Annotated in this window: 19 protein-coding genes; 5 read left to right on the top strand and 14 right to left on the bottom strand. The window is 72.6% G+C overall.

Annotated elements, in window-relative coordinates:
• Nucleotide 1: 1 nt before the first annotated feature.
• Complete coding sequence (locus tag KUM39_RS04220; protein WP_217783981.1) at nt 2-475, bottom strand: DUF2563 family protein; 474 nt, start codon at nt 473-475, stop codon at nt 2-4.
• 379 nt (nt 476-854) lie between these two features.
• Here KUM39_RS04220 and KUM39_RS04215 point away from each other — a divergent pair, with 379 nt between their 5' ends.
• Nucleotides 855-1,568, top strand: a complete 714-nt coding sequence (locus KUM39_RS04215; protein ID WP_217783980.1) for a hypothetical protein — start codon at nt 855-857, stop codon at nt 1,566-1,568.
• Between the two features lie 21 nt (nt 1,569-1,589).
• Here KUM39_RS04215 and KUM39_RS04210 read toward each other — a convergent pair whose 3' ends face one another.
• The 3 genes from KUM39_RS04210 to KUM39_RS04200 are packed head-to-tail and all read right to left on the bottom strand — an operon-like array spanning nt 1,590 to nt 3,768.
• Nucleotides 1,590-2,108: a hypothetical protein gene (locus KUM39_RS04210; protein WP_217783979.1), complete on the bottom strand. Its 519-nt coding sequence runs from the start codon at nt 2,106-2,108 to the stop codon at nt 1,590-1,592.
• A gap of 29 nt (nt 2,109-2,137) precedes the next feature.
• Entirely contained in the window at nt 2,138-3,430 is a 1,293-nt protein-coding gene (locus KUM39_RS04205; protein ID WP_217783978.1) for a putative T7SS-secreted protein, read from the bottom strand.
• Nucleotides 3,431-3,462: 32 nt separating this feature from the next.
• Nucleotides 3,463-3,768: a hypothetical protein gene (locus tag KUM39_RS04200; RefSeq protein ID WP_217783977.1), complete on the bottom strand. Its 306-nt coding sequence runs from the start codon at nt 3,766-3,768 to the stop codon at nt 3,463-3,465.
• A gap of 425 nt (nt 3,769-4,193) precedes the next feature.
• Between KUM39_RS04200 and KUM39_RS04195 the strand changes: the two genes are divergently transcribed.
• Complete coding sequence (locus KUM39_RS04195) at nt 4,194-4,547, top strand: DUF4333 domain-containing protein (protein ID WP_217783976.1); 354 nt, start codon at nt 4,194-4,196, stop codon at nt 4,545-4,547.
• Nucleotides 4,548-4,595: 48 nt separating this feature from the next.
• Here the strand turns inward: KUM39_RS04195 and mycP are convergent, their stop codons facing one another.
• Both mycP and eccB read right to left on the bottom strand, forming a co-directional pair.
• Nucleotides 4,596-5,876, bottom strand: coding sequence for a type VII secretion-associated serine protease mycosin (gene mycP, locus KUM39_RS04190; protein ID WP_217783975.1), 1,281 nt, complete (start codon nt 5,874-5,876; stop codon nt 4,596-4,598).
• 14 nt (nt 5,877-5,890) lie between these two features.
• Entirely contained in the window at nt 5,891-7,414 is a 1,524-nt protein-coding gene (gene eccB, locus KUM39_RS04185; protein WP_217783974.1) for a type VII secretion protein EccB, read from the bottom strand.
• A 207-nt stretch (nt 7,415-7,621) separates the two neighbouring features.
• Here eccB and eccE point away from each other — a divergent pair, with 207 nt between their 5' ends.
• The 3 genes from eccE to KUM39_RS04170 all read left to right on the top strand — a co-directional run bounded on the left by eccE (nt 7,622) and on the right by KUM39_RS04170 (nt 12,862).
• Nucleotides 7,622-8,992, top strand: a complete 1,371-nt coding sequence (gene eccE, locus KUM39_RS04180) for a type VII secretion protein EccE (protein ID WP_217783973.1) — start codon at nt 7,622-7,624, stop codon at nt 8,990-8,992.
• Entirely contained in the window at nt 8,992-9,753 is a 762-nt protein-coding gene (locus tag KUM39_RS04175) for a hypothetical protein (protein ID WP_217783972.1), read from the top strand. Before eccE ends, KUM39_RS04175 begins: the two co-directional genes overlap by 1 nt.
• Nucleotides 9,754-9,994: 241 nt before the next feature.
• Nucleotides 9,995-12,862: an SCO5717 family growth-regulating ATPase gene (locus KUM39_RS04170; RefSeq protein WP_217783971.1), complete on the top strand. Its 2,868-nt coding sequence runs from the start codon at nt 9,995-9,997 to the stop codon at nt 12,860-12,862.
• Between the two features lie 73 nt (nt 12,863-12,935).
• Here KUM39_RS04170 and KUM39_RS04165 read toward each other — a convergent pair whose 3' ends face one another.
• The 8 genes from KUM39_RS04165 to nusA all read right to left on the bottom strand — a co-directional run bounded on the left by KUM39_RS04165 (nt 12,936) and on the right by nusA (nt 24,986).
• Nucleotides 12,936-13,919 (bottom strand): bifunctional riboflavin kinase/FAD synthetase, encoded by a 984-nt coding sequence (locus KUM39_RS04165; RefSeq protein ID WP_217783970.1) that lies wholly within the window; start codon nt 13,917-13,919, stop codon nt 12,936-12,938.
• Nucleotides 13,920-14,154: 235 nt separating this feature from the next.
• Nucleotides 14,155-18,096, bottom strand: a complete 3,942-nt coding sequence (locus KUM39_RS04160) for a trypsin-like peptidase domain-containing protein (RefSeq protein WP_246619518.1) — start codon at nt 18,094-18,096, stop codon at nt 14,155-14,157.
• Nucleotides 18,097-18,435: 339 nt separating this feature from the next.
• Nucleotides 18,436-19,341, bottom strand: a complete 906-nt coding sequence (gene truB / locus KUM39_RS04155) for a tRNA pseudouridine(55) synthase TruB (RefSeq protein ID WP_217783968.1) — start codon at nt 19,339-19,341, stop codon at nt 18,436-18,438.
• Entirely contained in the window at nt 19,338-19,841 is a 504-nt protein-coding gene (gene rbfA / locus KUM39_RS04150; protein WP_217783967.1) for a 30S ribosome-binding factor RbfA, read from the bottom strand. The genes truB and rbfA overlap by 4 nt, the downstream gene beginning before the upstream one ends.
• A gap of 60 nt (nt 19,842-19,901) precedes the next feature.
• The gene (locus KUM39_RS04145) at nt 19,902-20,195 is read right to left on the bottom strand and encodes a DUF503 domain-containing protein (RefSeq protein ID WP_217783966.1); all 294 of its coding nucleotides are present in this window, start codon (nt 20,193-20,195) and stop codon (nt 19,902-19,904) included.
• Nucleotides 20,196-20,374: 179 nt separating this feature from the next.
• Nucleotides 20,375-23,431, bottom strand: coding sequence for a translation initiation factor IF-2 (gene infB, locus KUM39_RS04140; protein ID WP_217783965.1), 3,057 nt, complete (start codon nt 23,429-23,431; stop codon nt 20,375-20,377).
• 168 nt (nt 23,432-23,599) lie between these two features.
• Entirely contained in the window at nt 23,600-23,881 is a 282-nt protein-coding gene (locus tag KUM39_RS04135) for a YlxR family protein (protein WP_217783964.1), read from the bottom strand.
• A gap of 100 nt (nt 23,882-23,981) precedes the next feature.
• Nucleotides 23,982-24,986, bottom strand: coding sequence for a transcription termination factor NusA (nusA, locus tag KUM39_RS04130; protein ID WP_217783963.1), 1,005 nt, complete (start codon nt 24,984-24,986; stop codon nt 23,982-23,984).
• Nucleotide 24,987 lies beyond the last annotated feature (1 nt).

Raw genomic sequence — 24,987 nt, 5'->3', positions numbered from 1 at the left:
GTCAGAGCCCCCCACTGGTACGCGAGTCGTCGTCGTGCTGTGCCGCGCCCTGCTTGCCGTGGGTCCTGCCGCGCTTCCGGACCTGTTCGAGGTCATCGACCTCGCGCTGGATGGACCAGAACCTCCGCCGCTGTTCCTCCTCCAGGTTGTCGAAGCCGCGGTGCGCGCCCTGTACGGCGATGCCGATGGCCTCGATCTGGAGGTGCAGGCTCTTCGAGAAGGACGTCAGTTCCGCGTGCACGCGGTGGTACTGCGTGTAGAGGCCGTGCGCCTCCGGGAAGTCCTTCGCGCCGCCCGAGGCCAGGGACGCGGCCCTGATCGACTGGGCGCCCACTTTCACCGGGTTGCCCGCGGACTTCTCCAACTGGCTCAGTACCGCGTCCACCCGCTTGACGAATGTCGCCAGCGCCTCGCCGCTGACTTCCAGGTTCGCCGCCCTGCCCGCCGACACGCCCCCCACCATGTCCGGAAGCACGACACTCCTCCCCGTTCTCCCCGTACAGCCCCGACCGGATCACATCGCGGACTGCTTCGATCACTCACCTACGATCGCAAAGCGAGCAGTGCCTCACAAGGCCTTTACCACTCTAGTCAACCTACCCAACCGGTCCAACCGGGCACAGGGGTCGCGCTCCCCCGACGCCCCGTTGAACGCCTGATACGACCCTCTATTCACCGGTTCGCGGCGGCAGTTGGAGGGGTCACCCGATGGTGGCTCCGGTCAACACCGGGGTGCGACGGCGGGCGAGCGCGCAGCCCTCTCGACACCGTTTGCGATCTTCATCGATCCTCTACAACCGGACCGCCCCCGGCCACCACTCGATCACCGCCCGAGCGCCCCCTAGGCTGGGGGCATGCCGCATTGGGTTCAGGTTCTGCTGGTCGTCCTGCTGTTCGCGTTCGTGGCGGGGATGTTCGCCTTGGTCATTACGGTGTTCGCGCGGGGTCGGCGCGAGGACGCGAGGATCAGGGAGGACCATTCCCGGCTCCCTCTGCTCGCCCGAGAGCGGGGATGGACTTACCAGGCGCGCGTACGGGGCCGCATCGACCAATACTGCGGCGCGGGCCCGATGCCCGGACGGGGCAGCAATCTGAGTGCCTGGCACCACACCACAGGCGAGTTCCGAGGGCACCCCTTCACGTACTTCGAGTACCGATACAACAGCCCGATGACCGGCGCCGACGGAGCCGAGCGCAAGCCCATCATCAAGACGGTGTTCGTCGTCACGGCCCCCGGTACCGCGCCCAGCGTCGAGATTCTCCGGCCGAGCAAACTGAACGCACTGCTCGACCGGCGCCCGAGCACGACCCTCGGTGTACCCGAGTTCGACCAGCGCTTCCGCGTGGTCACCAAGGACGAGGACTTCGTCCGGACCGCCCTGAGCGGTGCGGTGGTCCCCTATCTCCTCAAGTACCCGGAGGCTCGGAAGTCTCCGCTCCAGTTCCGCGAGAACGAACTGTTCACCTGGTATACGGGCACCCTGTCGCCGCAGGCCGTCGAGGAGCGGCTGGCCTTCCTCTGCGATGTCCTGCAGCTCGTACCCGAACGGTCCTGGGCCTCCGCCTGAGCCGGACACCCTTGGCCGAGGTCACCCCGCCGCTTCCCCACCAGGCGGCCTCACCGTCCGCAGGAACGCCTTGAAGTCGTCCACGAGATCGGGCAGTTGGTCCTCCGTGGCGGTCAGTACGAGTTCGACGACCGCACGCTTCGAAGGGCTGTTGACGTCCTCCAGGCCCAGGTACACCTGGCTCTGGCACAACTCCAGCGGTTCACCCCGCAGGGTGGTGCGGAACCGGAGGTTCTGGATCACGCCGGGGGCGTCCGTCAACCCGGGGATGTCCGGGGTGCCGATCTCCTCCTTCTTCACCACCTGCACCGGGCCCGCTTCCCGAAGCCTCCGTACCGACTCGTCCGCGATCTCCCGCATGGTGGCCGCGTCGTTGCGCATCCGTCCGGCGATGGTGATGTTCGCCGTGAACCCCTGGTCGATCGAGGCCAGATGGAGGGCGACGAACGCGACGCCGGGTGCGCCCACCTCGTCCGGCGGAGCGGCCTGCCAGCCGTCCGGCAGGGTGAACGAGATCTGGACCGGCAGTGTGCCTGCCATGATGAACCACTTCCTTGCCGAGTCTGGCCCTAGAACAAGCTGCCGACGGTGTTGTCCCAGCCGTCGCCCACCCAGTCGGCCGCGTCATCGATGGAGTCCATCAGCTTGCTGGGGTCCACGGTGACGTCGAAGGATGCCCTGCCGCCGACCCCGAGGCCGACCCCGAGATCACCACCGATGGTGAACTTGTTGTCCTTCATGCCCAGGTCGAGGCTCGCGGAGGCACCCACGCCCGCCCACGCCTCGCCGCTGACACCGGCGCCGACACCTCCGACGTCCGCTGAGACAGACCCCGTGGCCTTGGCCCCCGCGAACGCCTCGCCACCGGCGTGCAGACCGTCTTTACCGACGCCGACGGTAGCCGCGGCGTCGGCGCCCGCGAATACCTTCGCCTCGCCCTGTGCGCCGACGATGCCGTACGCGAAGTCGCCACCCGCGGAAGCCTGGGCCAGGTAGGCGGATCCAGAGACACCAGCCTGCAGTCGCCCGTTGGTGAAGGATGATCCGGCGGTCGCGTCCACGCCCAGCGCGGACACACCCAGAGACCCCTTGGTCTTGGCGTCACCGAGAGACCAGTCGCCTTTGCCCTCGGCCGACCAGGCATCGGCGTTGCCCTGCCATTCGGCCAGCTTGACCTCGACGTTGGTGCCACCGCGACGGGGTGTGGCGTCATCTCCCTCGGTCTCTGGCCCGGCTTTGTCACGGACGAACCAGTTGCCGTTCTCGTCGTGGCCCCACTCCTTCTCGACGTGCCGCTCCTGGCCGTCCTGGTTCAGCCACTGCGTCTGTTCCCACTTCCAGCGGTTCCGCGATGTCTTGCCCGCCGCATGGTCCTTCACCCACAACCACCGCTCGGCCTGCCCCCGTGCGTCCGCGAGCCAACCCGGGGCGTGGGAGCCGCCGCCCCCCAGTTCGTCGAGCTTCTTGGCCAGTTTCTCCGCTTCCGGCTTGAGCTGTTTGCGGGCGGCGGCGAGGGTGGTCTCGGCGGCGCTGTGGTCGCCGGACTTCCACTGGTGGATGGCGGTGAGGGCCTGCTTCTGCGCCCAGCTCAGGGTGGAGGCGTACGCGGTGACGGCACCGGCCGCACCCGACATGGAGTCGGAGGCGAGGTACCAGTTGGCCTTCTCCTTGGCGAGGGTGGGCCAGAAGGCGTCGCTGGCCTGACCGGTCCAGCCGGGGATCTTGAGTTCGCGGAGGCCGTCACCGACCTTGTCGAACTTCTTGGACCAGCCGGTGAGGGCGGTGGCGAGGGCGGTCAGCTTCCCGGTGTCACCGGGGACGAGGTCCTTGGGGTCGTCCGTCGATCCCAGGTCGGTTCCCATGAATGCGGTTTTTCCTGTCTGCGGGGCGGGGTCTAACGCAGGTTCGACTTCACCGAGTTGACGGCGTCGCGGATGGCATGGTCGGTCGCGTCGTAGTCGCTGTCGGCCGAGTTGAGCCCCTCCGCCAGCGTCGCGCCGCAGTCGGACAGGAGTCCGGCGCCCAGTTCCCAGGTGGCGCAGAAGGTGACCAGGGCGGTGGCGGCGGTGTCGTCACCGATGTCCTCGCCCATGTCGGCCTGATCTCCCAGGTCCACTTTCTTGACCGGTGTCAGGGTTTCGAGGATGTCCGACGCGCCCTTCTTGAGCACACCCGGCGGAACTCCCAGATCGGTTGCCACGAGACTGCGATACCCCTTGCGTCAACTCCGCCGCACGACAGTGCCTTTGGCGGTATTCCCGATCACGCTAGCATCCGTGCACAGTGCATTCATGACGCGGTCAACACCGTACGTCCCGGTTCGCCCGGCGAAACGTGCCGTCACATCCACTCACGCGTCTGGAATGGCTCTCCGAGCGAATGAGGCATCCCTCACAGCGAACTTTCACGGCGTCACCACAGTGCGCGCCGAAATCCCTTTCCGGCAAGGGGTACGGGCGGCAGGCGTGAAGAATCCATGAAGTCGTCGGCGTGGCAGGTCCGGCGCCGGGAGGAACTCTTTCTCCTCGCGGGTATTCGGGGCCTTCTCCGGGGCGGTCGGCGGATCGGCGCAGCGTTTATGCTTCCGGCGTTCCCCAGTCCTGAACGGCCGTATCGGAGTCACCCATGTCCACAGCACGCCCGTCCGTCACCGTGTGGAGCCTCTCGGCCGCGGCCGTCTGCGTGATGCTGGCGGGGTGTTCGGCCTCGGTGCACGTGGGCGGCAGCGAGCCGAAGGTGTCGGCGGACAAGCTGGCCGACACGGTCTCCGAGCGGCTGGCCGCCCAGACGGGCCGTCCCAAGCCGGACATCTCCTGCCCCGAGGACCTGGCCGGGAAGGTCGGCACGACGACCCGTTGCACGCTCACCGCCGACGACGGAACGACCCTTGGCATCACGGTCAACGTCACGTCCGTCAAGGGCAGTCAGGTCAACTTCGGTATCAAGGCCGACGACAAGGCGTCTCCCGCGCCGCGCTGACGCGGGAGTTCACGAGGGCCGCGAGGAGAGCGGCACCGCCGGGGCCCGTCACGCGCTCCCGCGCGTCCGCCTGCGTCGTGCGTCGCGTACGGCCACGGCCGTGCCGCTCAGCCCCGCCACGAGGACCAGGCCGCCCACGACGGTGTACGTCGCCATGCGGGTGTCGCGCTGTGCCGCCGTCTCGCCGAAGACCAGGGGCCGCACCGTGGGCGCCTCTCCCCTGGACACGCCGTCCTCGGGGCGGGGCGCCTCGACGGGGTGGTCGGGATCGGCGTCCGTCAGCGCCTTGACGGGGTCCACCACGCCCCAGCCCACCAGCCGGTCCCGGCCCGGGATCGAGCGCTCGGCCGTCTGCTCGATCTGCGCGACGATCTCCCGCGCCGACCATGTGGGGCACTTGGCCTTCAACAGGGCCGCCACACCGGCGACATACGGCGCGGAGAAGCTCGTACCGTTGTCGGAGCAGTGGCCGCCGCCCGGAACCGTGGAGACCATGTCCACGCCGGGCGCGGCGACGCCGACGAAGTCGCCGGACTGGGAGAAGGGCGCCCGCTCGTTGTTGCGGTCCGACGCGGCCACCGCGAGCACGCCGGGGTAGGCCGCGGGGTAGGTCTCCTTGACGTTGCCGCCCAGACCGTCGTTCCCGGCGGAGGCGACGATCACGACCTTCTGCCGGAGGGCTCTGGCGACCGCGTTCTCCAGGGCCGTGCCCTTGGCAATCGGTCTGGCGGTGTCCTGCGAGATGTTGATGACGCCGGCCCCCTTGGCCACGGCGTGGTCGATCGCCTCGGCGAGGGTGTCGGTGGTGCCGTCGCCCTCGGCGTCGTTCTGCTTGACCGGGATGACGGTCGCGTCCGGCGCCAGTCCGACGAAGCCCGTGCCCTTGGCCGGGCGGGCCGCGATGATGCCCGCCACGCGGGTGCCGTGCCCGACGGTGTCGGTGGTCCCGGACTCGTTGCCCCGGTCGATCTTCTCGCCCTTGGCGTTCTTGGGGGGCAGGACGTTCTTGCCCGCCGACGCATCGACGGCTTTGGCGAGTTGGGGGTTCTTGATGTCCACGCCCGTGTCGATCACGGCCACTCTGACGTCCTTGCCCCTGGACTGCTGCCACAGTTCGTCCAGGTTGACGCGCTGGAGCGACCAGGGGCGGCTGCTGTAGTCCTTCGACGGGAAGGTGCACTGCCCGTCGTCGGCGCGGGCCGGTGCGGCGGTGAGGCCGACCGCAGCCGACGCGGTGGTGAGCAGCAGCGCGGCGGTCAGGAACGGCAGCCGGGCCGCGTGTCCGCCCGTCGCCCGGCCCTCGGCGCCCGGTGTCCTCGGCTTCTGCATATCGTCCTCCTCCGCTACGACCCCTGCGGCTGCCGGGCAGCCGCCTCGGAGAGCCGGGGGCCGGTCGGCAGGAACGTGGACCACTGCAACGGCACGGGCGCGGGCCGTACGTCCTCGTAGCCGAGGTGGCTCTGGGCGATCCGCGCCTCGTTCAGCTCTTCCTCGCGCTGCTTCTTGGAGGTGCCGATGCCCTGGTCGTCGGTGGCGCTGTCACTGTTGGACTGCAGGGCGTAGCGCAGCCCGGTGTCGGTGACCAGGAAGACACCGCCGACGGAGGTCTCCGTGCCCTGGAACTGGCGGTAGAGGAGCCCCGATCCGGGGGTGACGTAGGCGCTGGAGGAACCGGTCGGAAGCTGCTCCGGGAAGTCCTTGCCCACCCAGGTGGACAGGGTGGTGCCGCCGTCGCCGCCGACCGAACGCAGCACGTTGCAGACCGTGTTGCGGCCACTGGTGGTGGCGGAGCCGTCGTTGACCGTGACCGGTTCGTACGTCGGCCAGTCCTTGTCGGCCTCGAAGGTGGTGGTGTCGCCGATCTGGCCGGGACCGACCTGCTGGGCCTCGCCCGCCTGTTGTGTGGCGGTCAGGTCGGAGCTGTAGAGCAGCAGCGTGGCGGTGAACTCGGAGATCCGGGCGACCTTGCCGGGGAGGACCACGTAGTACTGCATGGTCTGACCTGCGTAGGCCTTCAGGACCATGCCGACCTTGTCGTACTGGCGGAGCAGGGCGGAGGCCCCGGCGTCGGAGCCCACCTTGCCGGGGATGCCGGGCATGGTGATCGGGTCGCCCTTGCGGAGGGTGTCCAGCCAGTCCTGGGAGACGCGTTGCGGGGTGCGGTCGAGGGCGTCGAGGGCCTTGCGGATCTCCGCCGTGGGGTTCTCGATCGGGTAGGCGGTGCCGGTGGAGTCCACGACGTAGCGGCGGCCGGAGTCGCGGCCGACGACGTACATCAGCTGGCCGCCGTGCAGGCGGTCGCGTCCTTCCAGGCTCGCCCACTGCTTCTTCGCGAGGACGAAGGCGGCCTTCTGGACGGCACGGCCGCCGTCCGCGGGGCGCTCGCAGACCGCCCACCGCTTGGCGGCGGAGGCGTCCTCCTTGGTGGGGAGGCGGTCGGGGGCGTACGGGATGCCGATGGTGGCGCCGAGCGGGGGCGTGCCGCTGTCGAGGATCTTCTCGGACACGGTGATGACGTCGTCGCTCTTGCCCGGCAGCAGGATGAGCTTGGCCGAGGCCATGTTGAGCACCGGGTGGAGCTGGGCCTGCCTGCCCGTCTTCAGCACGACGTAGCGGGTGGTCGATTTGTCGGCGACGATGACGTGCTCTCCGGGTTCGGCCCACCCCTTGGGTGCCGTCGGGCTGAACATGCCGACGGCGCCGAACACCGCGAGGACCACGGCGCCCACGACGGCGCCGGGCACCAGCGCGGCCAGCGGCTTGGGCGCGCCTTCCTCGGAGCCGGAGGGGGTGGGTCGCAGGAACGCCGCGAGCGTGCGACGCTTCGCGAAGGTGTAGGCGTTGAGTTCGTCCCGCCGTGATGCCATCTGTGTCCGCTCTCTCCCCGTTGCGGAGCTGTAGGGGACATGTGCGGATCCGTCCCCCGCCCTCGGTGTTCCTCTGGTGCCTCGACTGTCGGACCCGGCCCCTACTATGCCTGTTGCGTGACCGTGCGTGTGGCACGGGTAGGGTGCTCAGGGCTCGCGGGGACCGGAGCGCGAGGCTGTTCGGAGGAGTTCGGGGGTTTTGACGTGATGGCTTCCGCGACACGGGCCCGATCGCGATCGCAATCGGGTCCACGATCGAGTGAGGACGGCCGGTCACCCGACACCGTGCCGTCACCCCCGGGGCGGGGCGGCGACCAGGCACGCGCGTCCCGCCGGAGCCCGTTCACCCCTCATCTCGCCTCCCGTTCGGGGCGGGGCGGTTCGTTCGCGCTCCGTCGGCTCGTACTGATCGAGGCCGCGGCGGCCCTCGTGGTGTGCGGATGGCTGGTCGGCATGGTGGCGCTCGTGGTGGCGGCCGTGCTCGGCGTCGTACTGGTCGCCCTGGCGGTCGTACGCCGTCGGGGGCGCTCCCTGCCGGAATGGCTGGGCACCCTGTTCGCGCTGCGGATGCGCAGGCGGCTCGCCGCGAGCACGCCGGTGCCGCCGGGCACCGACTCCGGTTTCGCGCCCGCCCTTGAGTGCGATCCCGCGCTGCGGACCTACAGCCACGGCCGCGCCGAGGACCGTGACCAGCGGCCGGTCGGCATGGTCGGTGACGGGGGTTTCCTGACGGCCGTCCTGCAGATCGAGTCGGACGCCGACGCGCTGCGCGCCGACCGGGGGCGTCGGCCCCTGCCGGTGGCCCTGGTGCGGGACGTTCTCGACGTGGACGGCATCCGGCTGGAGTCGGCGCAGATCGTCGTGCACACCCAGCCCGCTCCCGCGCTCCATCTTCCGCAGCAGTCGGTCGTGGTGAGCAACTACGGTCCGTTGCAGGCCCAGACGGGCTCTCCCGCCGTCCGCATCACGTGGATCGCGCTGAAGCTCGACCCGGAGCTGTGCGCGGAGGCGGTGGCCGCGCGCGGTGGTGGGCTGACGGGCGCGCAGAAGTGTCTGACGCGGGCCGCCGAGCACCTGTCGAGCCGGCTGACGGGCGCCGGGTTCCGCGCGAGCGTGCTCACCGAGGACGAGCTGACGGCCGCCCTGGCCACGTCGGCGTGCGCCAACCCGATGGTGACCGCCCAGGCGGCCCAGGCCGGGCGGAGTTCCGCGCCGCAGCGGCGGACCGAGGAGTCCAGCCGCAGCTGGCGCTGCGACAACCGTCGGCACACCACGTACTGGGTGCGCCGATGGCCGCAGTTCGGGGCGTCCGGGGGGTCTCTCGCTCAGCTCGTCGCGGAGTTGACGACGGTGCCCGCGCTGGCGACGACGTTCAGCCTGACGCTCGCCGAGGGCACCCAGCAGGACGTGTCGGTGACCGGCCACTTCCGGATCACGGGCCGCAGCGACCAGGAACTGACCGACGCGCGCCGCGAGTTGGAGCGAGCGGCGCGGCAGGCCGGTGCGGGACTGGCCCGACTGGACCGCGAACAGCTCCCTGGTGTCCTCGCCACTCTGCCGCTCGGAGGTGCCCGCTGATGGCCACGCCCCACGCGCCCGCCCCGTCGGAGGGGACGGCTCCGGCGCCCCGCTCCGGTCGGCTCCGTACCGGTTTCGGCCTGCTCGGCCCGCGCCATCCCCGCCACGTCCTGCCCATCGACCAGCTCGACTCCCTGGCCCTCCCCATCGGGGACGACGGGGTGGTGGCCGGGGTCGATGCCGGGGGGCAGCCCGCGGTGTTGGGGATCAATCGGCCGACGCCGTACGACGTGGTGCTGATCGGGGGGTTGTGGACGGCGCAGGTGCTGGCGTTGCGGACGGCGGCGACGGGGGCGCGGGTGGCGGTGGAGACGGGACGGCCGCAGGCGTGGATGCAGATGGTGCACGCGATGGGCGGGGGGCAGAACGGGCTGGCCGTGCATGAGGTGGGCCGGGTTCCGCCGCAGGGCGCCTCGGCGGGTACGCCGGTGCTGGTGGTGCGGGACTGCGGGATGCGGCCCCCGCGCGGGCGGGTGGTGTCGGGGCCGTGGCAGTCGGTGCTGACGCTGCTGCCGTATCTGAGCCCGGTCGCGCCCCGGTTGCTGCGGCAGGCGCGGCTCACCGGGGTCCAGCGGGTCTCGCCGGACGAGGCCGCCGAGCTGGGGCGCACGATGGGGCTGAGCCGGACCGAGGTGGAGACGCTGCCCACGTTGCCCGACGGGGTCACCCTGTGGTGCACCGACCGGGACCGGCAGTACGTCATGACCCAACCGACCGACGCCGAGACCGGTTTGCTCGGTACACCGCGCCGGATGGACTGATCCCGCACCCGCCCGTCCGGAAGCGAGGGACGGGCGGGCCTGCCGGGCGGTGCCCGGTGGTGATTAGGCTGGGTCCCGGCACCATGCCCGAACCCGTGGACCGGCGTCGTCGTACCAAGGGGTGGACGGGGCGCTTCGGCCGCCCCGCCCGAAGACGGACGGACGGCGTCAACGCGACGACTTGGTCGCCCCGGCACGGCACGAGGGTGCACGCGGGTGTTCGACCACACCAGGAGGAACTGTGAGCAGCGATCGGGACGGGATGCGCGGGGGCTGGGGCACGCCCGACGACGACCAGCCCGACGCGGAGTCGGGTGTGGACGCCACCGGCGAGTTCACCATCGACTATGCGCCGCCCGCCTGGTACACGCAGAGCGCGGCCGGAATGTCCAGCGCCTCGGCCGGGTCCGGCGCGGCCGGTGATTCCGTGGACGAGAGCGCCTCCGGGTTCACCCCGGCCGGGCACGAGGCGTCCGGGTCCGGGGGCGGAGCCCTTGGCGACTCCGGTGACGGCGCCTCGGGGGATCAGCAGACCGGCGATGGCCCCGCCGGGTCCGGTTTGGGTTCCGGTTCGGTGAGCGGGAATTCCTCCGTTCCGTCGGCATCGGCGCCCAAGCCTGCGCCCACGTCCGCGCCTCAGCTTCCGTACGGGTTCGAGCCGCAGCCGGGTACGGCTGCCCCGGAGTCCTCCTCCGAGGCGGGGCCCGAGGCTGAGAACGGGGACCTGGAGAGCGGGGCGACCATGCGGTTCTCCGCCGTCGCCCTCCAGCGCGAGATGGCCGGTATCACCGGGCAGGCGCAGGCACCGTCCCCAGAGACCGGCGAGGCCGGGGAGGCCGCAGGCGCGGGTGAGACCCGTGAGACCCCAGAGGTCTCCGCTCCCTCCCCCTCCGAGGAGCCCGCCGAGGAAGCCGCCAAATCCGGCGCGCTGAGCCTCGGTGAGCCCGCCGAACCCAGCACCCCCGCACCCACACCCCAGGCCCCGTCCCCCGCCTGGACTCCCCAACCCACCCCCCAACAGGGCCTCCCCCCGCTGCCCCCCTCGTACCAGCCCGCAGCCCCGGCCAACGCGGCGGACTGGCCCGTACAGCAGGCACCCGTCCAGCAGGCACCGGAGCCGCAGGTCCCCGACCAGCAGGCACCCGAGCCGCACGGTCAGCCCACGCAGCCTCCGCAGCCGCCCCAGCCCCCGCAGCAACCCCCGTTCCAGCCGCAGGCGCCGCAGCCCGCGCCCACTGCCTGGCACCAGCAGCCCGGCGCGGCACCCGCACCGCAGCCGCCCGCCGGGCCCCCCGCGCCCCCCGCCGCACCGCAACCCGCGTACGGCTTCCCCCCGCAGAGTCCGCAGCATCCGCAACCGGCACCCAACGGCCCCACCCCGCCGCCCGGTTACGGCTACCCGCAGCCCAACCCGTCTGCCCAGCAGGCTGGTTACGCCTATCCGCCCCAGGGAAGCCCCAACACCCCTCCCGCGCCCGGCGGTTACGCCTTCCCGGAGCCCACCCCGCCCCACCCCCGGCAGGCCCAGGCACCCCAGCCTCCTCACGCCGCCCCCGCCCCCGCCGACGCCCCCCTCCCCGACCCGCGTGCCGGTACCGCGTGGCCGCAGCCCGTGCAGCCGGATCAGCGGCAGCCGACCAACACCGGTGCCGCGCCGCTCGGTTACACCGCAGCCGTGGAGCTGTCGTCGGACCGGCTGCTCAACACCAAGCGGCAGAAGGCCAGAAGCGGGCGACCGGCCGCCGCCACGTCCCGGTTCAAGCTGGGCGGCAAGCGGGAGGAGGCCGAGCGGGAGCGCAAGTTGGAGCTGATCCGCACGCCGGTGCTCTCCTGCTACCGGATCGCGGTCATCAGCCTCAAGGGCGGTGTCGGCAAGACGACCACGACCACCGCGCTGGGCTCCACGCTGGCCACCGAGCGGCAGGACAAGATCCTCGCCATAGACGCCAACCCGGACGCCGGAACGCTGGGCCGCCGGGTGCGCCGCGAGACCGGTGCGACCATCCGCGACCTGGTGCAGGCGATCCCGTACCTCAACTCGTACATGGACATCCGGCGGTTCACGTCCCAGGCGTCCTCCGGGCTGGAGATCATCGCCAACGACGTCGATCCGGCCGTGTCCACGACGTTCAACGACGAGGACTACCGGCGCGCGATCGACGTGCTCGGGCAGCAGTACCCGATCATCCTGACCGACTCCGGCACGGGTCTGCTCTACAGTGCGATGCGCGGTGTGCTCGACCTCGCCGACCAGCTGATCATCATCTCGACGCCGTCCGTGGACGGTGCGAGCAGCGCGAGTACGACGCTGGACTGGCTGTCCGCGCACGGGTACAGCGATCTGGTCTCGCGGTCCCTCACCGTGATCTCCGGGGTGCGCGAGACCGGCAAGATGATCAAGGTCGATGACATCGTGTCGCACTTCGAGACCCGCTGCCGGGGCGTGGTCGTGGTGCCGTTCGACGAGCATCTGTCGGCCGGTGCCGAGGTGGACCTCGACATGATGCGGCCCAAGGTCCGCGAGGCGTACTTCAACCTCGCGGCGATGGTCGCGGAGGACTTCGTACGGCACCAGCAGGCGCACGGGCTGTGGACCAGCGACGGCAACCCGCCGCCGGTCGCCGCACCCCCCATGCCGGGCCAGCAGACGCCGGGGCAGCACGTGCCGGGGCAGTACATGCCGGGTCCGTTCCCCGGCCAGCAGCCGATGCCGGGGGGCCAACAGCCCCACCCCGCGCAGCCGTACGCCCCCGGCCAGCCGCCGTACCCCGGTCAGCCCCCGCAGGGTGACCAGCCCCCGTACGCCGGTCAGCCTCCGTACGGTGGCCAGCCCTACCCTCCCGGTCAGGCGTACGCCCCCGGCCAGCCCCCGCAGGCCCAGCCGTACCCGGCGCCCGCGCAGCCCCTCCCGCAGGGGGCGCCCGGACAGCCGTACCCCCCGCAGCAGCCGTATCCGCCGCAGCAGGGCCAGCCGGGACCCCAGGGCCAGCCGCCGCAGCCGCAGCCGCAGCCGCAAGGACAGCCCTACCCGCCCCAGCCCCCGGAGACCCCCGGGCAGCCCCAGGCCGAGCAGCCCCCGCAGGCACCCCCGGCCCCGCCCCAGCAGTAGCGACGACGGAAGGGCGGCCGGTGCACTCCGCACCGGCCGCCCTTCCGTCGTGTGAGCCGGAAACCCCGTAGCCCTACGACGCGTCCGCGCCGCCCTCCTCCGTGGCGGCACCCGCGTCGCCCGCCACGATCTCCCGGCATCGCCGCACGTCGTCGCCCATCTGCTCCAGCAGCGCGTCCAGCGAGTCGAACGTGGCCTGGCCGCGCACGAAGGCGAGGAAATCGACGGCCACGTGCAGCCCGTACAGGTCGAGACCGACGCGGTCGATGGCGTACGCCTCCACCGTGCGCTCGGTGCCGTCGAACTGCGGGTTGGTGCCGACGGAGATCGCGGCGGGCATGGCCTCGCCCTGGGCGTGCAGATACCCGGCGTAGACGCCGTCGGCGGGGATCGCGGTGTGCGGGAGGGTCGCCACGTTGGCGGTGGGGAAACCGAGTTCGCGGCCCCGGCGGGCGCCGTGCACGACCTCGCCCTCGACCCGGTGCGGGCGGCCGAGGATCTCGCGGGCGCCCGCCATGTCGCCCTCCGCGATCAGACGGCGGGTCAGGGTGGAGGAGAACGGCTCGCCGCCGCCCGCCTCCCCGCTGACGTACAGGTCCACGACCTCGACCTCGAAGTCGTACACCTTGCCCTGTTCGGTGAGGAACTCGACGTTCCCGGCGGCCCGGTGGCCGAAGCGGAAGTTGGGGCCCTCGACGACGGCCCGCGCGTGCAGCTTGTCCACCAGCACCTTGACGACGAAGTCGGCGGGCGACAGCTTGGAGAACTCGGCGGTGAACGGCAGCACCAGGACGGCGTCCACGCCCAGGTCGGCCATCAGCTCCGCGCGGCGCGGGTGCGGGGCGAGCAGGGGCGGGTGGCTGCCGGGGCGCACGACCTCGCTGGGGTGCGGGTCGAAGGTGACGACGACGACGGGAACTCCCAGCTCACGGGCGCGGTCCACGGCGTGCCTGATGATGAGCTGGTGGCCGCGGTGGACGCCGTCGTAGGACCCGATGGTGACGACGCTGCGCCCCCAGTCCTGGGGGATGTCCTCCAAGCCACGCCAGCGCTGCACTGTGACCGCTCCTCGAACCCGTGTCCGTGTCTACCTTGACCTGTGGTGCAGGTCCAAGGGTGCCATGCCGGGCCCCTCCGGCCCGCATCGGCATGGTGCTGTGACCGGGCGCACGCCGGAGCGCACACCACCGGAAACGCCGTACCGTACGCCGCCGGAACCCGAGCCGCACCACACCCGCCCGAGCGGCACGGGCAGGCCCGGTGAAGCCCCCTACGCCCCGCCGGAACCGGAATCAGACCGGAACCCCGGCACCCGCACCGGCACCGGCAACCTGCCCGGCACCGGACACCGCTCCCGAACCCGAACCTGAGCCCGAGCCCGCCCCTGCCTCCGTTCCCGCGCCCGCTCCCCCTCCCGCCAGCCGCTCGATCATCCGGCGGGCGGCCGGTCCCACCACGGACCGCCATTCCTCCGGCCGCTCCAGGGACCAGCGGGCGGTGCGCGCGGCGAAGCCCGGCACGTGCCGGGCGAGGACGACCAAGCCCCAGTCGAAGCGGGCGGCGCCCTCCGGGGTGGCGGCCAGGACGCGGCCGGTACGCAGCACCAGGGAGCGGAGTTCGGTGTCCCGGCCCGCGCCGTGCGGGGCGGCGGCGTGCAGCAGGGCGTCGAGGACGTCGGGATCGCGTTCGTGGGTGAGGAGGAAGTCGAGGAGTTCGCGGCGCAGCGGGCGGGACACGGGGGTGCCGGGCGTGGCGAGCACGGTGGCGAGGGCCGCGCGGACCCGGACCGGACCGCCGTCGAGCAGCCCGGAGACCAGGGGCAGCAGCACCGGGCGGGCCAGCGGGCCGTGGTCGAGGGAGCGGTCCACGTAGGTGGCGGCGTGCCCGGCGGTGTCGGGCCGCCGCTCCAGGGTCTCGCGGACCAGGGCGGCGATGCGGCGGGCGAGGCCGGTGGTGGTGACCTCCGCGAGGGCGCGGAAGAGTTCCCCGGTGTCCGGTCCGGCGAGTAGCCGGGTGCGGAAGGCGTCCAGCACCGCTCCGGTGTGCGTGGTGAGCGCGGCGACCAGCGCGGCCGGGGGCAGTTCCGGGTCGCCGTCGCTGAACAGCCGCAGCGCCTGCGGGAGATGTTCCTCGCGGGTCTGCGGGTCGCGTACCAGCAGCGCCAGCGCGCCGCCGCGCAGCCTCCGGTCGGCGGGCCTGACCAGCAGCGCGAGCGCGCCGAGCCGCAGCAGCGCGCGGTCCGCCGAGGACCGGGCGTGCGGTACGACGCGCAGCCCCGCCGCGACCGCCGCCGCCCGGCGCCCGGGGCGCGGGTCGTGCGCCCAGCGGTCCACGGCCCGGCACAGCGCGGAGGGTTCGTCCTCCGCGAGGACGCCGAGCAGTTCCCCGGCACGGGGGTGTGCGCTGTCCGCGAGCACGTCGGTCAGGTCGTCCAGCGCGCCGTGCCGGTGGGTGTGCAGCAGCGCCTGCGCGGCGGTCGCCACGGTGGCGTGCGGCGCGCCGGGCAGTGCCCGCTCGTCCTCGAACCATCCGACGAGATACGGCTGTACGGCAGCGGGGTCCGCGACGAGGGCGTCGGCGACGGCGTCCAGGTAACGGCCCTGCCGCTGGCCGGAGTTGGCGGCGCCGTCCGCGAGGACCAGTTCCCGCAGCAGGGCGAAGCGTTCGGCGTCGGGGAGGGGCAGGTCCGTCCAGAAGCCCGGCCCGAACTCGGGCGGAACCGGCAGCCCGTCGAGCCGCCGGGCCACCAGCCGCCGCGCGAGCAGCCGCAGCACCTCGGTGTACGGCGCCGCGTCCGGGACCTGGAGCAGCGTGCGGGCGAGCAGCCGCGCCGCCCACCAGGAGTCGGGGTCGAGGTCCAGCGAGTCCACCAACTCCCGCAGCCTGAAGGACAGTTGGCGGTGCCCCTGTTGGCGTCCGAGCAGCAGCAGGGCCTGTACGACGGGTCCGGCGCGGTGGTGCGGCACCGGCAGCGGGTGGGCGCCCTCGGGGTCACGGGGGCGGTGGACCAGGGCGTGCAGGGCGGCGTCCAGGTCGAGGTGGGTGCCCTGGAGCCAGTCGGCGAGCTCCTCGTGGGCGAAGCGGTACCCGGAGCCCGCGGGCACCAGGAGTCCCTCGGTGAGCACGGCGGGCGCCCACCCGGTCCCGCCACCGAGCCGGGCCGGGGCGGGGCCCCACGGGAACACCGCCTCGAACGCGTCCCGGTCCAGCTCGCCCTGTCCCGGCCCGAGGCTCCGCCGCGCCGCCTCGTGCACCTGTCCTGCGACCCGCGCGGCCAGCCGCCGCACTCCCGTGCCCCGCACCCCGTTCTCGGCGGCGAGCCGCACCGCGACCCGCAGACACACCAGATCGAGATGCGCCGCGAACACCTCGTACCGGTCGGCCGGTCCCGCGGGGGGCGCGTCAGGCACGGCCGCGAACACCTCCGACAACAGCCGCAGCACCAGCGGATGCCCCGCGTCCCTGCCTCGCAGGGCCCCCTCCGGAATCCCGTACCGCCCCCGGGCCACCCCCGCCTCCGCCGCACTGAGATCCCCCAGCCGAAGACAGGGGGGCGGGTCGGCGGGGGTCTCTTCGGAGGTGGCGGAGCCGGGCGGCGCCGGGGGGTGGGCAGCGGGTGCGGGGGCAGCGGTGCGGGGAGAGGACGGGGGCGGGGGTACGGCTGGACCGGGTTTGCCGTGGGCGGGCGGATGTTCGGCGGACTCGGCGCGAGAGGCGGGCCGGTCGGCGTCAACCTGCCCACGGAGCCGGGAAGAGGGCGGTGCCGGGAAACCTGCGGCGCCCGACCCGTCGTACCGCCCCTCCGACTCGGCACCGGTGTCCGGTTCGGGCGAGCGGCCCTCCCCCGAACCGGACACCGACGTGCCCACGGGAACCCGCACGCCCGCCGCCCGCTCCCCCGGCACATGGCACAGCCCCACCGGAAACCCCGCACCTGTGCGCTGCCAGAACTCCTCACGGCAGGCCAGGACGAGTTGTGCGCCGGTGTCGTGGAGCCAGGATGCGCTGGCCCGGGTCCAGGCGGCGAGGTGATGGGCGAGGAGAGGGGGCATTTCCTCGGGGCTGTCGAGGAGGAGGAGCAGGGGGCGGCCGGTGCGGGCGGCGAGGCGGGCGACGGCCGCGGGGGTGAGGGCGTGGGGGTCGGCGGTGGGCACCGGCCGTGAGGTGGCGACGATCCGGGCCGCGCGGGACAGGGCGCGGCCCGCCGCGTCGGCCACGGAGATGTCCTCGGCCCGCAGATCGGCACCGCGCAGCCACAGCGTGGGAGCGTCCGCGCTCCGGCGGGCGGCGAGCGCCGCGAGTTCCGTCGTACGTCCGCTGCCCGGCGCCCCGACGAGGGCGAGGACGGAGCGGCGCCCGGCGGTGAAGGCGTCCAACTCCGCTACGACACCCGCGCGTTCGACCGGGAGTACCGCGCTGCCGGGACCCGGCTGGGGTCCGTCCTGGGCCACGGAGACGGCGGTGGCCTCCAGGATTCCGGCGAGGTTGAGATCGGCGCCGTACGCGGGCACGGTCGCCGCGTTGCGGGCGAGGAGGGCGCCGAGCGGGCCGTCGTCCGGGAGGAGCGGCGCCGCGAGACAGGGCCCGCCGGGGCGGCCGGTGTCCAGCCCAGTGGCGAGGACACCGAGGACGGCGCCGGTCTCCGCGTCCAGCACCGGCCCGCCCGAGCTGCCGCCGAGCCGGAGGGCGTCCCGACCCGCCGTGCCGAGGGCCAACTCCAGGGCTTCGCCCAGGTGATGGGTGCACCCGGCGGCCGTACGGTACGCGGCCGGGGTCGCCGCGAGCACCCGCGCCTCCCGCCAGCCCCCGGCGGCGATCCGCACATAGGCGCCGCTAACGGCCCGGTCCCGCACGCTCAGCGGAAGCGGCTCGGTGTCCAGGCCCTCGGTGCGCACCAGGGCCAGCCCGAGCGCGGGCAGCGGGGTGACCGCGTCGGAGACGGCGGCACGGGTACGGCCGGTGGCGGTACGCAGGATGAGGACCGCGAGGCCGTCCACCGCTTCGTGGCTGGTGACGAGGGTGCCCTCGTGATCGGCGAGGAACCCGACCCCGCGCGGACGCCCGCCGGGATCATGGATGCGGACGAGGACATCGGCGTGCGCCCGCCCCGCGTCATCGGCGGTACTCCGGGCGCCCTCGAATCCACCGGCACCACCGGCATCACCCGTGCCCCCGTGCACCCCGCTCGCCCCAGAGGTGCCGGTACGCCCCGCTCCCCCGCCCCTTCCCGCCATTTTCCCGCCTCCAGCCGCGCACGTCCGCACCCTCGACCGTAGGCCGGTGGTGATCGACGGACGGTGTCCGGGACGAACGCGCCCCCTGTCGCTCCCCCGGTTCACTCCGAGCGCCCGCCCGGACGGGTGAACCGGGCGCTCCGGGTGGACAGGAATCGGAAAGGAGGGGGAGGCGGGGGGGAACCGTGGAGCGGCCGGACGGAAGGACCACGTCCGGCCGCTCCACGGGCGAAGAGGTACGGCGCCCCGGCGGGGACCAGAGCGAGCCGAGAGCCCGGCCTTGCAACTCCTCGGCCCGCTCCCGGCTCAGGCTCCCTGATCTCAGCGGCAGCCGCGGCCTCAGCCGAAGACGGCCAGGCTCTTGGCCTTGCCCTTCTGTTCCTCCACCAGCGCCAGGAAGGTCCCCTCGGGACCGAAGACGGCGACGGAACCGCGCCCCGCGTACTCCTCGGGCATCTCCAGGCGGACCCCGTTGAGCAGCAGCCGCGCACGCCTGCCGTCCACGTCCCAGCGCGGGAACGCGGCTGCGGCGGCCTCGGCGACCGGCATCACGGTCAGCTCCTGCTGGAGCTGGTCCAGGGTGCGGGCGCCGTCCAGCCGGTACGGCCCGACGCGGGTGCGGCGCAGCGCGGTGAGGTGGCCGCCGACGCCGAGACCGGCGCCCAGGTCGCGGGCGAGGGCGCGGATGTAGGTGCCGGAGGAGCAGACCACCGAGACGACGAGGTCGAGCACCGGGGTGCCGTCCTCGGCGACCGCGTCCCGTACGTCGTGCAGCGTGAAGGAGGAGACGGTCACCGGGCGTGCCGGGATCTCGAACTCCTCGCCCTCACGGGCCCTCTTGTACGAGCGCACGCCGTCGATCTTGATAGCGCTGACCTTGGACGGCACCTGCATGATGGCGCCGGTCAGCGCGGCGATCCCGGCGTCCAGGCCCTCGCGGGTGACCCGTGAGGCGTCGGTGGACGAGGTGATCTCGCCCTCGGCGTCGTCGGTGACGGTGTCCTGGCCGAGCCGGACGGTACCGAGGTACTCCTTCTCAGTCAGCGCGAGATGGCCGAGCAGCTTGGTGGCGCGCTCGACCCCGAGGACGAGGACGCCGGTGGCCATCGGGTCGAGGGTTCCGGCGTGGCCGACCCGGCGGGTCCCGGCGATGCCGCGCATCTTGGCGACCACGTCGTGCGAGGTGAAGCCCGACGGCTTGTCCACGATGACAAGGCCGTCGGGCGGAGGGGGCTTGCGGGTCATGCCTTGCCGTCGCCGTCCGTCTCGTCGCCGGTCGCCCGGGCCACGTCGGCCGCGCCATCCTCGGCGGACTCGTCGGACTCGGCGGGCTTGCGGTACGGGTCGGCACCGGCCGCGTACGAGGCACCGGCGGATGCCTCACGGACCTTCTCGTCGGACTGGCGGGCCCGGTCGAGCAGGTCCTCGATGGTCCGGGCGGTGTCGGGCAGGGCGTCGGCCACGAAGGCGAGGGTCGGGGTGAACTTCACCCCGGCGGCGCGGCCCACCTCGGACCGGAGGATGCCCTTGGCGCTCTCCAGTCCGGCGGCGGCTGCCGCGCGCTCCTCGTCGTCGCCGTAGACCGTGTAGAAGACGGTCGCCTCCCGCAGGTCGCCCGTGACCCTGGTGTCCGTGATGGTGACGTGCGAGCCGAGCCGCGGGTCCTTGATCCCGCGCTGCAGCTTCTGGGCCACCACCTCCCGGATGAGGTCCGCCAGCCTTTTCGCCCGCGCGTTGTCGGCCACTGGTCCGCTCCCGTTCCTTATTCCTTGTTCATTGGTCTTCGTACAGTCCGCGTGGTGCGGTCAGTCGTCGTCGCCGTGGAGCCGCCGCCGTACGGAGAGCAGCTCCACCTCGGGGCGGGCGGCCACCAGCCGCTCGCACCGGTCGAGCACGTCGGTGAGGTGCGCGGTGTCGCCCGCGACCGCGGCGAGGCCGATGAGGGCCCGCCGGTGAAGGTCCTGATGGTCCACCTCCGCCGCGCTCACCGCGTACTTCCGCTGGAGTTCGGCGACGATCGGGCGGACGAGTGAGCGCTTCTCCTTCAGCGAGTGGACATCGCCGAGGAGGAGGTCGAAGGACAGAGTCCCCACGTACATGTTGTGCCGGTTCACCCGCCGGTACGGGATCGATGGCCCCTCGGCCGAGCGGCGGGGGTCACCAAGAACGGTACCCCGTGCCCGCCGGGGGCTCGACAGGGTTTCGGTGCCGCGGGCTCCGGTGAACGCGACACCGGCCGACGGGGTCTCCCCCGTCGGCCGGCAGTCACACCTCGCGCTTACGCGCGCGGCTTCTCACGCATCTCGTACGTCGCGATGACGTCATCGACCTTGATGTCGTTGAAGTTGCCGAGGTTGATACCGCCCTCGAACCCTTCGCGAATCTCGGTGACGTCGTCCTTGAAGCGACGCAGACCATCGATGTTGAGGTTCTCCGCGATGACCTTGCCGTCGCGGAGGAGGCGCGCCTTGGTGTTGCGCTTGACCTCGCCCGAGCGGATGAGCACACCAGCGATGTTGCCCAGCTTGGACGAGCGGAAGACCTCGCGGATCTCCGCCGTACCCAGCTCGACCTCTTCGTACTCCGGCTTGAGCATGCCCTTGAGGGCCGCCTCGATCTCCTCGATCGCCTGGTAGATGACCGAGTAGTACCGGACGTCCACACCCTCGCGCTCGGCCATCTGCGCCGCGCGGCCGGCCGCACGGACGTTGAAGCCGATCACGATGGCGTCGGAGCCCATCGCCAGGTCGATGTCGGACTCCGTGACCGCACCGACACCTCGGTGCAGGACGCGGATGTCCACCTCTTCGCCGACGTCGAGCTGGAGCAGGGAGGATTCCAGCGCCTCGACCGATCCGGACGCGTCGCCCTTGATGATCAGGTTGAGCTGCTGGACCTCGCCGGCCTTCAGCACCTTGTCGAGGTCCTCCAGGGACACCCGGCGCGTGCGCTTGGCGAAGGCCGCGTTCCGCTCGCGGGCGGCGCGCTTCTCGGCGATCTGGCGGGCGGTGCGGTCCTCGTCCACGACGAGGAAGTTGTCACCGGCGCCCGGCACGTTGGTCAGACCGAGAACCTGGACCGGGGTCGAGGGCCCGGCCTCGGCGACGTTGTTGCCGTTGTCGTCGAGCATGGCGCGCACGCGGCCGTAGGCGTCGCCCACAACCATCGTGTCGCCGACCCGCAGGGTGCCGCGCTGGACGAGGACCGTCGCCACGGCACCACGGCCGCGGTCGAGACGGGACTCGATCGAGATGCCCTGCGCGTCCTGGTGCGGGTTGGCACGCAGGTCGAGCGAGGCGTCGGCGGTCAGCACGACGGCCTCAAGGAGGCTGTCGATGTGCAGACCCTGCTTCGCGGAGATGTCCACGAACATGGTGTCGCCGCCGTACTCCTCGGCCACCAGCCCGTACTCGGTGAGCTGGCCGCGCACCTTGGTCGGGTCGGCACCCTCGACGTCGATCTTGTTGACCGCGACCACGATCGGCACGTCGGCCGCCTTGGCGTGGTTCAGCGCCTCGACCGTCTGCGGCATGACGCCGTCGTTGGCCGCGACGACCAGGATCGCGATGTCCGTGGACTTCGCACCACGGGCACGCATGGCGGTGAACGCCTCGTGACCGGGGGTGTCGATGAAGGTGATCTTCCGCTCTTCGTCGTTGACCTCGGTCGCGACCTGGTAGGCACCGATGTGCTGGGTGATGCCGCCGGCCTCGCCCGCGATGACGTTCGTCTTGCGGATGGCGTCGAGCAGTCGGGTCTTACCGTGATCGACGTGACCCATGACGGTGACGACCGGCGGACGGACCACCAGGTCGTCCTCGTCGCCCTCGTCCTCGCCGAACTCGATGTCGAAGGACTCCAGCAGCTCGCGGTCCTCCTCCTCGGGGCTGACGATCTGAACCGTGTAGTTCATCTCGCCCGCGAGGAGATGCAGCGTCTCGTCGGATACGGACTGCGTGGCCGTGACCATCTCGCCGAGGTTCATCATGACCGCGACGAGCGACGCCGGGTTGGCGTTGATCTTCTCGGCGAAGTCGGTGAGCGACGCGCCGCGGGAGAGACGGATGGTCTCGCCGCCACCGCGCGGCAGCATCACGCCGCCGACGCTCGGGGCCTGCATGGCCTCGTACTCCTGGCGACGCTGCCGCTTCGACTTGCGACCACGACGCGCGGGACCGCCGGGGCGGCCGAAGGCGCCCTGCGTGCCACCACGGCCACCGGGACCGCCGGGACGTCCGCCGAAGCCGGGACGGCCACCGCCACCGGGACCGCCGCCGAAGCCGCCGCCACCGCCACCGGGACGACCGGCGAAACCGCCGCCGCCACCGGGACGGGCACCGCCGCCACCGCCGCCGGGACGACCGGCGAAGCCGCCGCCACCGCCCGGACGACCGGCACCGCCGCCGGGACGACCGGCACCGGCCGGACCACGGCCGCCGGGGCCGGGACGCGGACCGGCAGCGGGACGCTGCGGCATCATGCCGGGGTTGGGACGCGGACCGGCGGGGCCGGGACGCGGGCCGCCCTGCGGGCGGGGCATGCCGGACGGGGCCGGACGGGAGCCGCCGGGAGCCTGCGGACGCGGACCGCCGCCCTGGGCACCGGGGCCCTGCGGACGGGGACCGGCGCCGGGGGCACCGGGGCCGCCGGGACGCGGGCCGCCCTGCGGGCGCGGAGCCTGCGGACGGGCCATGCCGGTGGAACCACCGGACGTGAAGGGGTTGTTGCCCGGACGCGGACCGGCCGGACGGGCACCGCCCGGACGCGGGGCCTGGCCACCGGGGCGCGGGGCGCCCTGGCCCTGACGGGCCTGGCCCTGGCCACCCTGACCGGGGGCCGGACGGCCACCGGGCTTGGGGGCGCCGGGACGGGCGCCGCCGGGACGCGGACCCTGCGCGGCCGGAGCCTGCGGGGCCTGCGCGGCGGGAGCGGCCGGCGGAGCGGTGAACTCCGGGGCGGCCGGGGCCGGACGCGGCGCGGGCTTCGGGCCCGGAACCGGGCGCAAGCCCGACGCGGGCGCCGGGGCGGGGGTCGCCGCGGGAGCGGCGGGTGCCGCCGGGGCGGCGGGCTGCTGCGCGACCGGCGGCCGGGGGGCCGCGGGCTTCGGGGCGGCCGGGCGCGCCGGGGAGGGCGCTCCGGGCCTCGGCGCCGCCTTGCGGGGCGCCGGCTTGCCGCTGCCGCCCTGGAAGGCGTCGGTCAGCTTGCGTACTACGGGCGCTTCGATGGTCGAAGACGCCGAACGGACGAATTCACCGAGCTCCTGGAGCTTGGCCATGACGACCTTGCTCTCGACACCGAACTCCTTGGCGAGTTCGTAGACCCGGACCTTAGCCACTTCGCTCCTTTGAGGTCCGGGTGAAGCCGGACCGTCGCTAGTTCATGGGCGTACTCATCGCGTACTCATCGAGTGCTCATCGCAATCTCGACCTGCTTTCGTTTTTCGACGACGAAGTACCTAGGACCACGCGGGGTTCCGCGCGGCACGTTTCACCGTGTTGCCTGCTCAGCAACTGTCCGTCCGCTCGACGTGACGCCGCAACGCGTTTACGTCGAGCGTTCCCTGGACGCGCAGCGCCCGTGGGAACGCCCGTCGGCGCACCGCTTGGTCGAGACAGAGCGGGTCGGGGTGTACGTACGCACCCCGGCCGGGCAGCGTACCGCGCGGATCGGGAACGCACTGTTCCCCTTCCGCGACGGTGCGCAGCAGATCGGCCTTGGCCGCTCGCTGCCTGCACCCGACACAGGTGCGTTCAGGGCATGCGCGGGCTCGCGTCCGGCCAGACACAGTAAGTCTACCTCCCCGCGGCGACCTCACCCCTACGGGGGAAAAATCGAACAGACGGCTGTCGCGTGCTGACGTGATCTCAGCGGATCACGGCCGGGATCTATTCCCCGGAGCCCTCGGAGTCCGGGGCCTGCTCGGTGTCGGGCCGGATGTCGATCCGCCAGCCGGTGAGCCGGGCGGCGAGGCGGGCGTTCTGGCCCTCCTTGCCGATGGCCAGCGAGAGCTGGTAGTCCGGCACGATCACCCGCGCGGACCGCGCGGCCAGATCGACGACCTCCACCTTGCTCACCCGCGCGGGTGACAGGGCGTTGGCGACCATCTCGGCCGGGTCGTCCGACCAGTCCACGATGTCGATCTTCTCGCCGTTCAGCTCGCCCATCACGTTGCGCACCCGGCCGCCCATCGGGCCGATGCAGGCGCCCTTGGGGTTCAGGCCCGAACGGGTGGAGCGGACGGCGATCTTGGTGCGGTGACCGGCCTCGCGGGCGATGGCGGCGATCTCGACGGAGCCGTCGGCGATCTCCGGCACCTCCAGGGCGAACAGCTTCTTCACCAGGTTGGGGTGCGTGCGGGACAGCGTCACCGAGGGACCGCGGACGCCCTTGGCGACCCGGACCACGTACGAGCGCAGCCGCATGCCGTGCGGGTACGTCTCACCGGGGACCTGCTCCTGCACGGGCAGGATGGCCTCCAGCCTGCCGATGTCCACCAGGACGTTCTTCGGGTCGCGGCCCTGCTGGACGACACCGGTGACGATGTCGCCCTCACGGCCCGCGTACTCGCCGAGGGTGGCGTCGTCCTCGGCGTCGCGCAGCCGCTGCAGGATGACCTGCTTGGCGGTGGTGGCGGCGATCCGGCCGAAGTCGGAGGGGGTGTCGTCAAACTCGCGGACCTCCTGACCCTCCTCCAGGTCCTCGGGGTCCTCCTTCGCCCACACCGTCACGTGACCGGTCTCCCGGTCGAGCCGGACGCGCGCGTGGCGGCGGCTTCCCTCGGTGCGGTGGTAGGCGATGAGGAGGGCCGACTCGATCGCCTCGACCAGCAGGGGGAAGGAGATCTCCTTCTCCCTGACCAAGCCCCGCAGGGCGCTCATGTCGATGTCCACG

It is taken from the genome of Streptomyces corallincola, assembly GCF_019104725.1.
Lineage (GTDB): Bacteria > Actinomycetota > Actinomycetes > Streptomycetales > Streptomycetaceae > Streptomyces > Streptomyces corallincola.
Note: the sequence above shows the minus strand (reverse complement) of the source record. Positions and strands in the feature narration are given on the sequence as shown.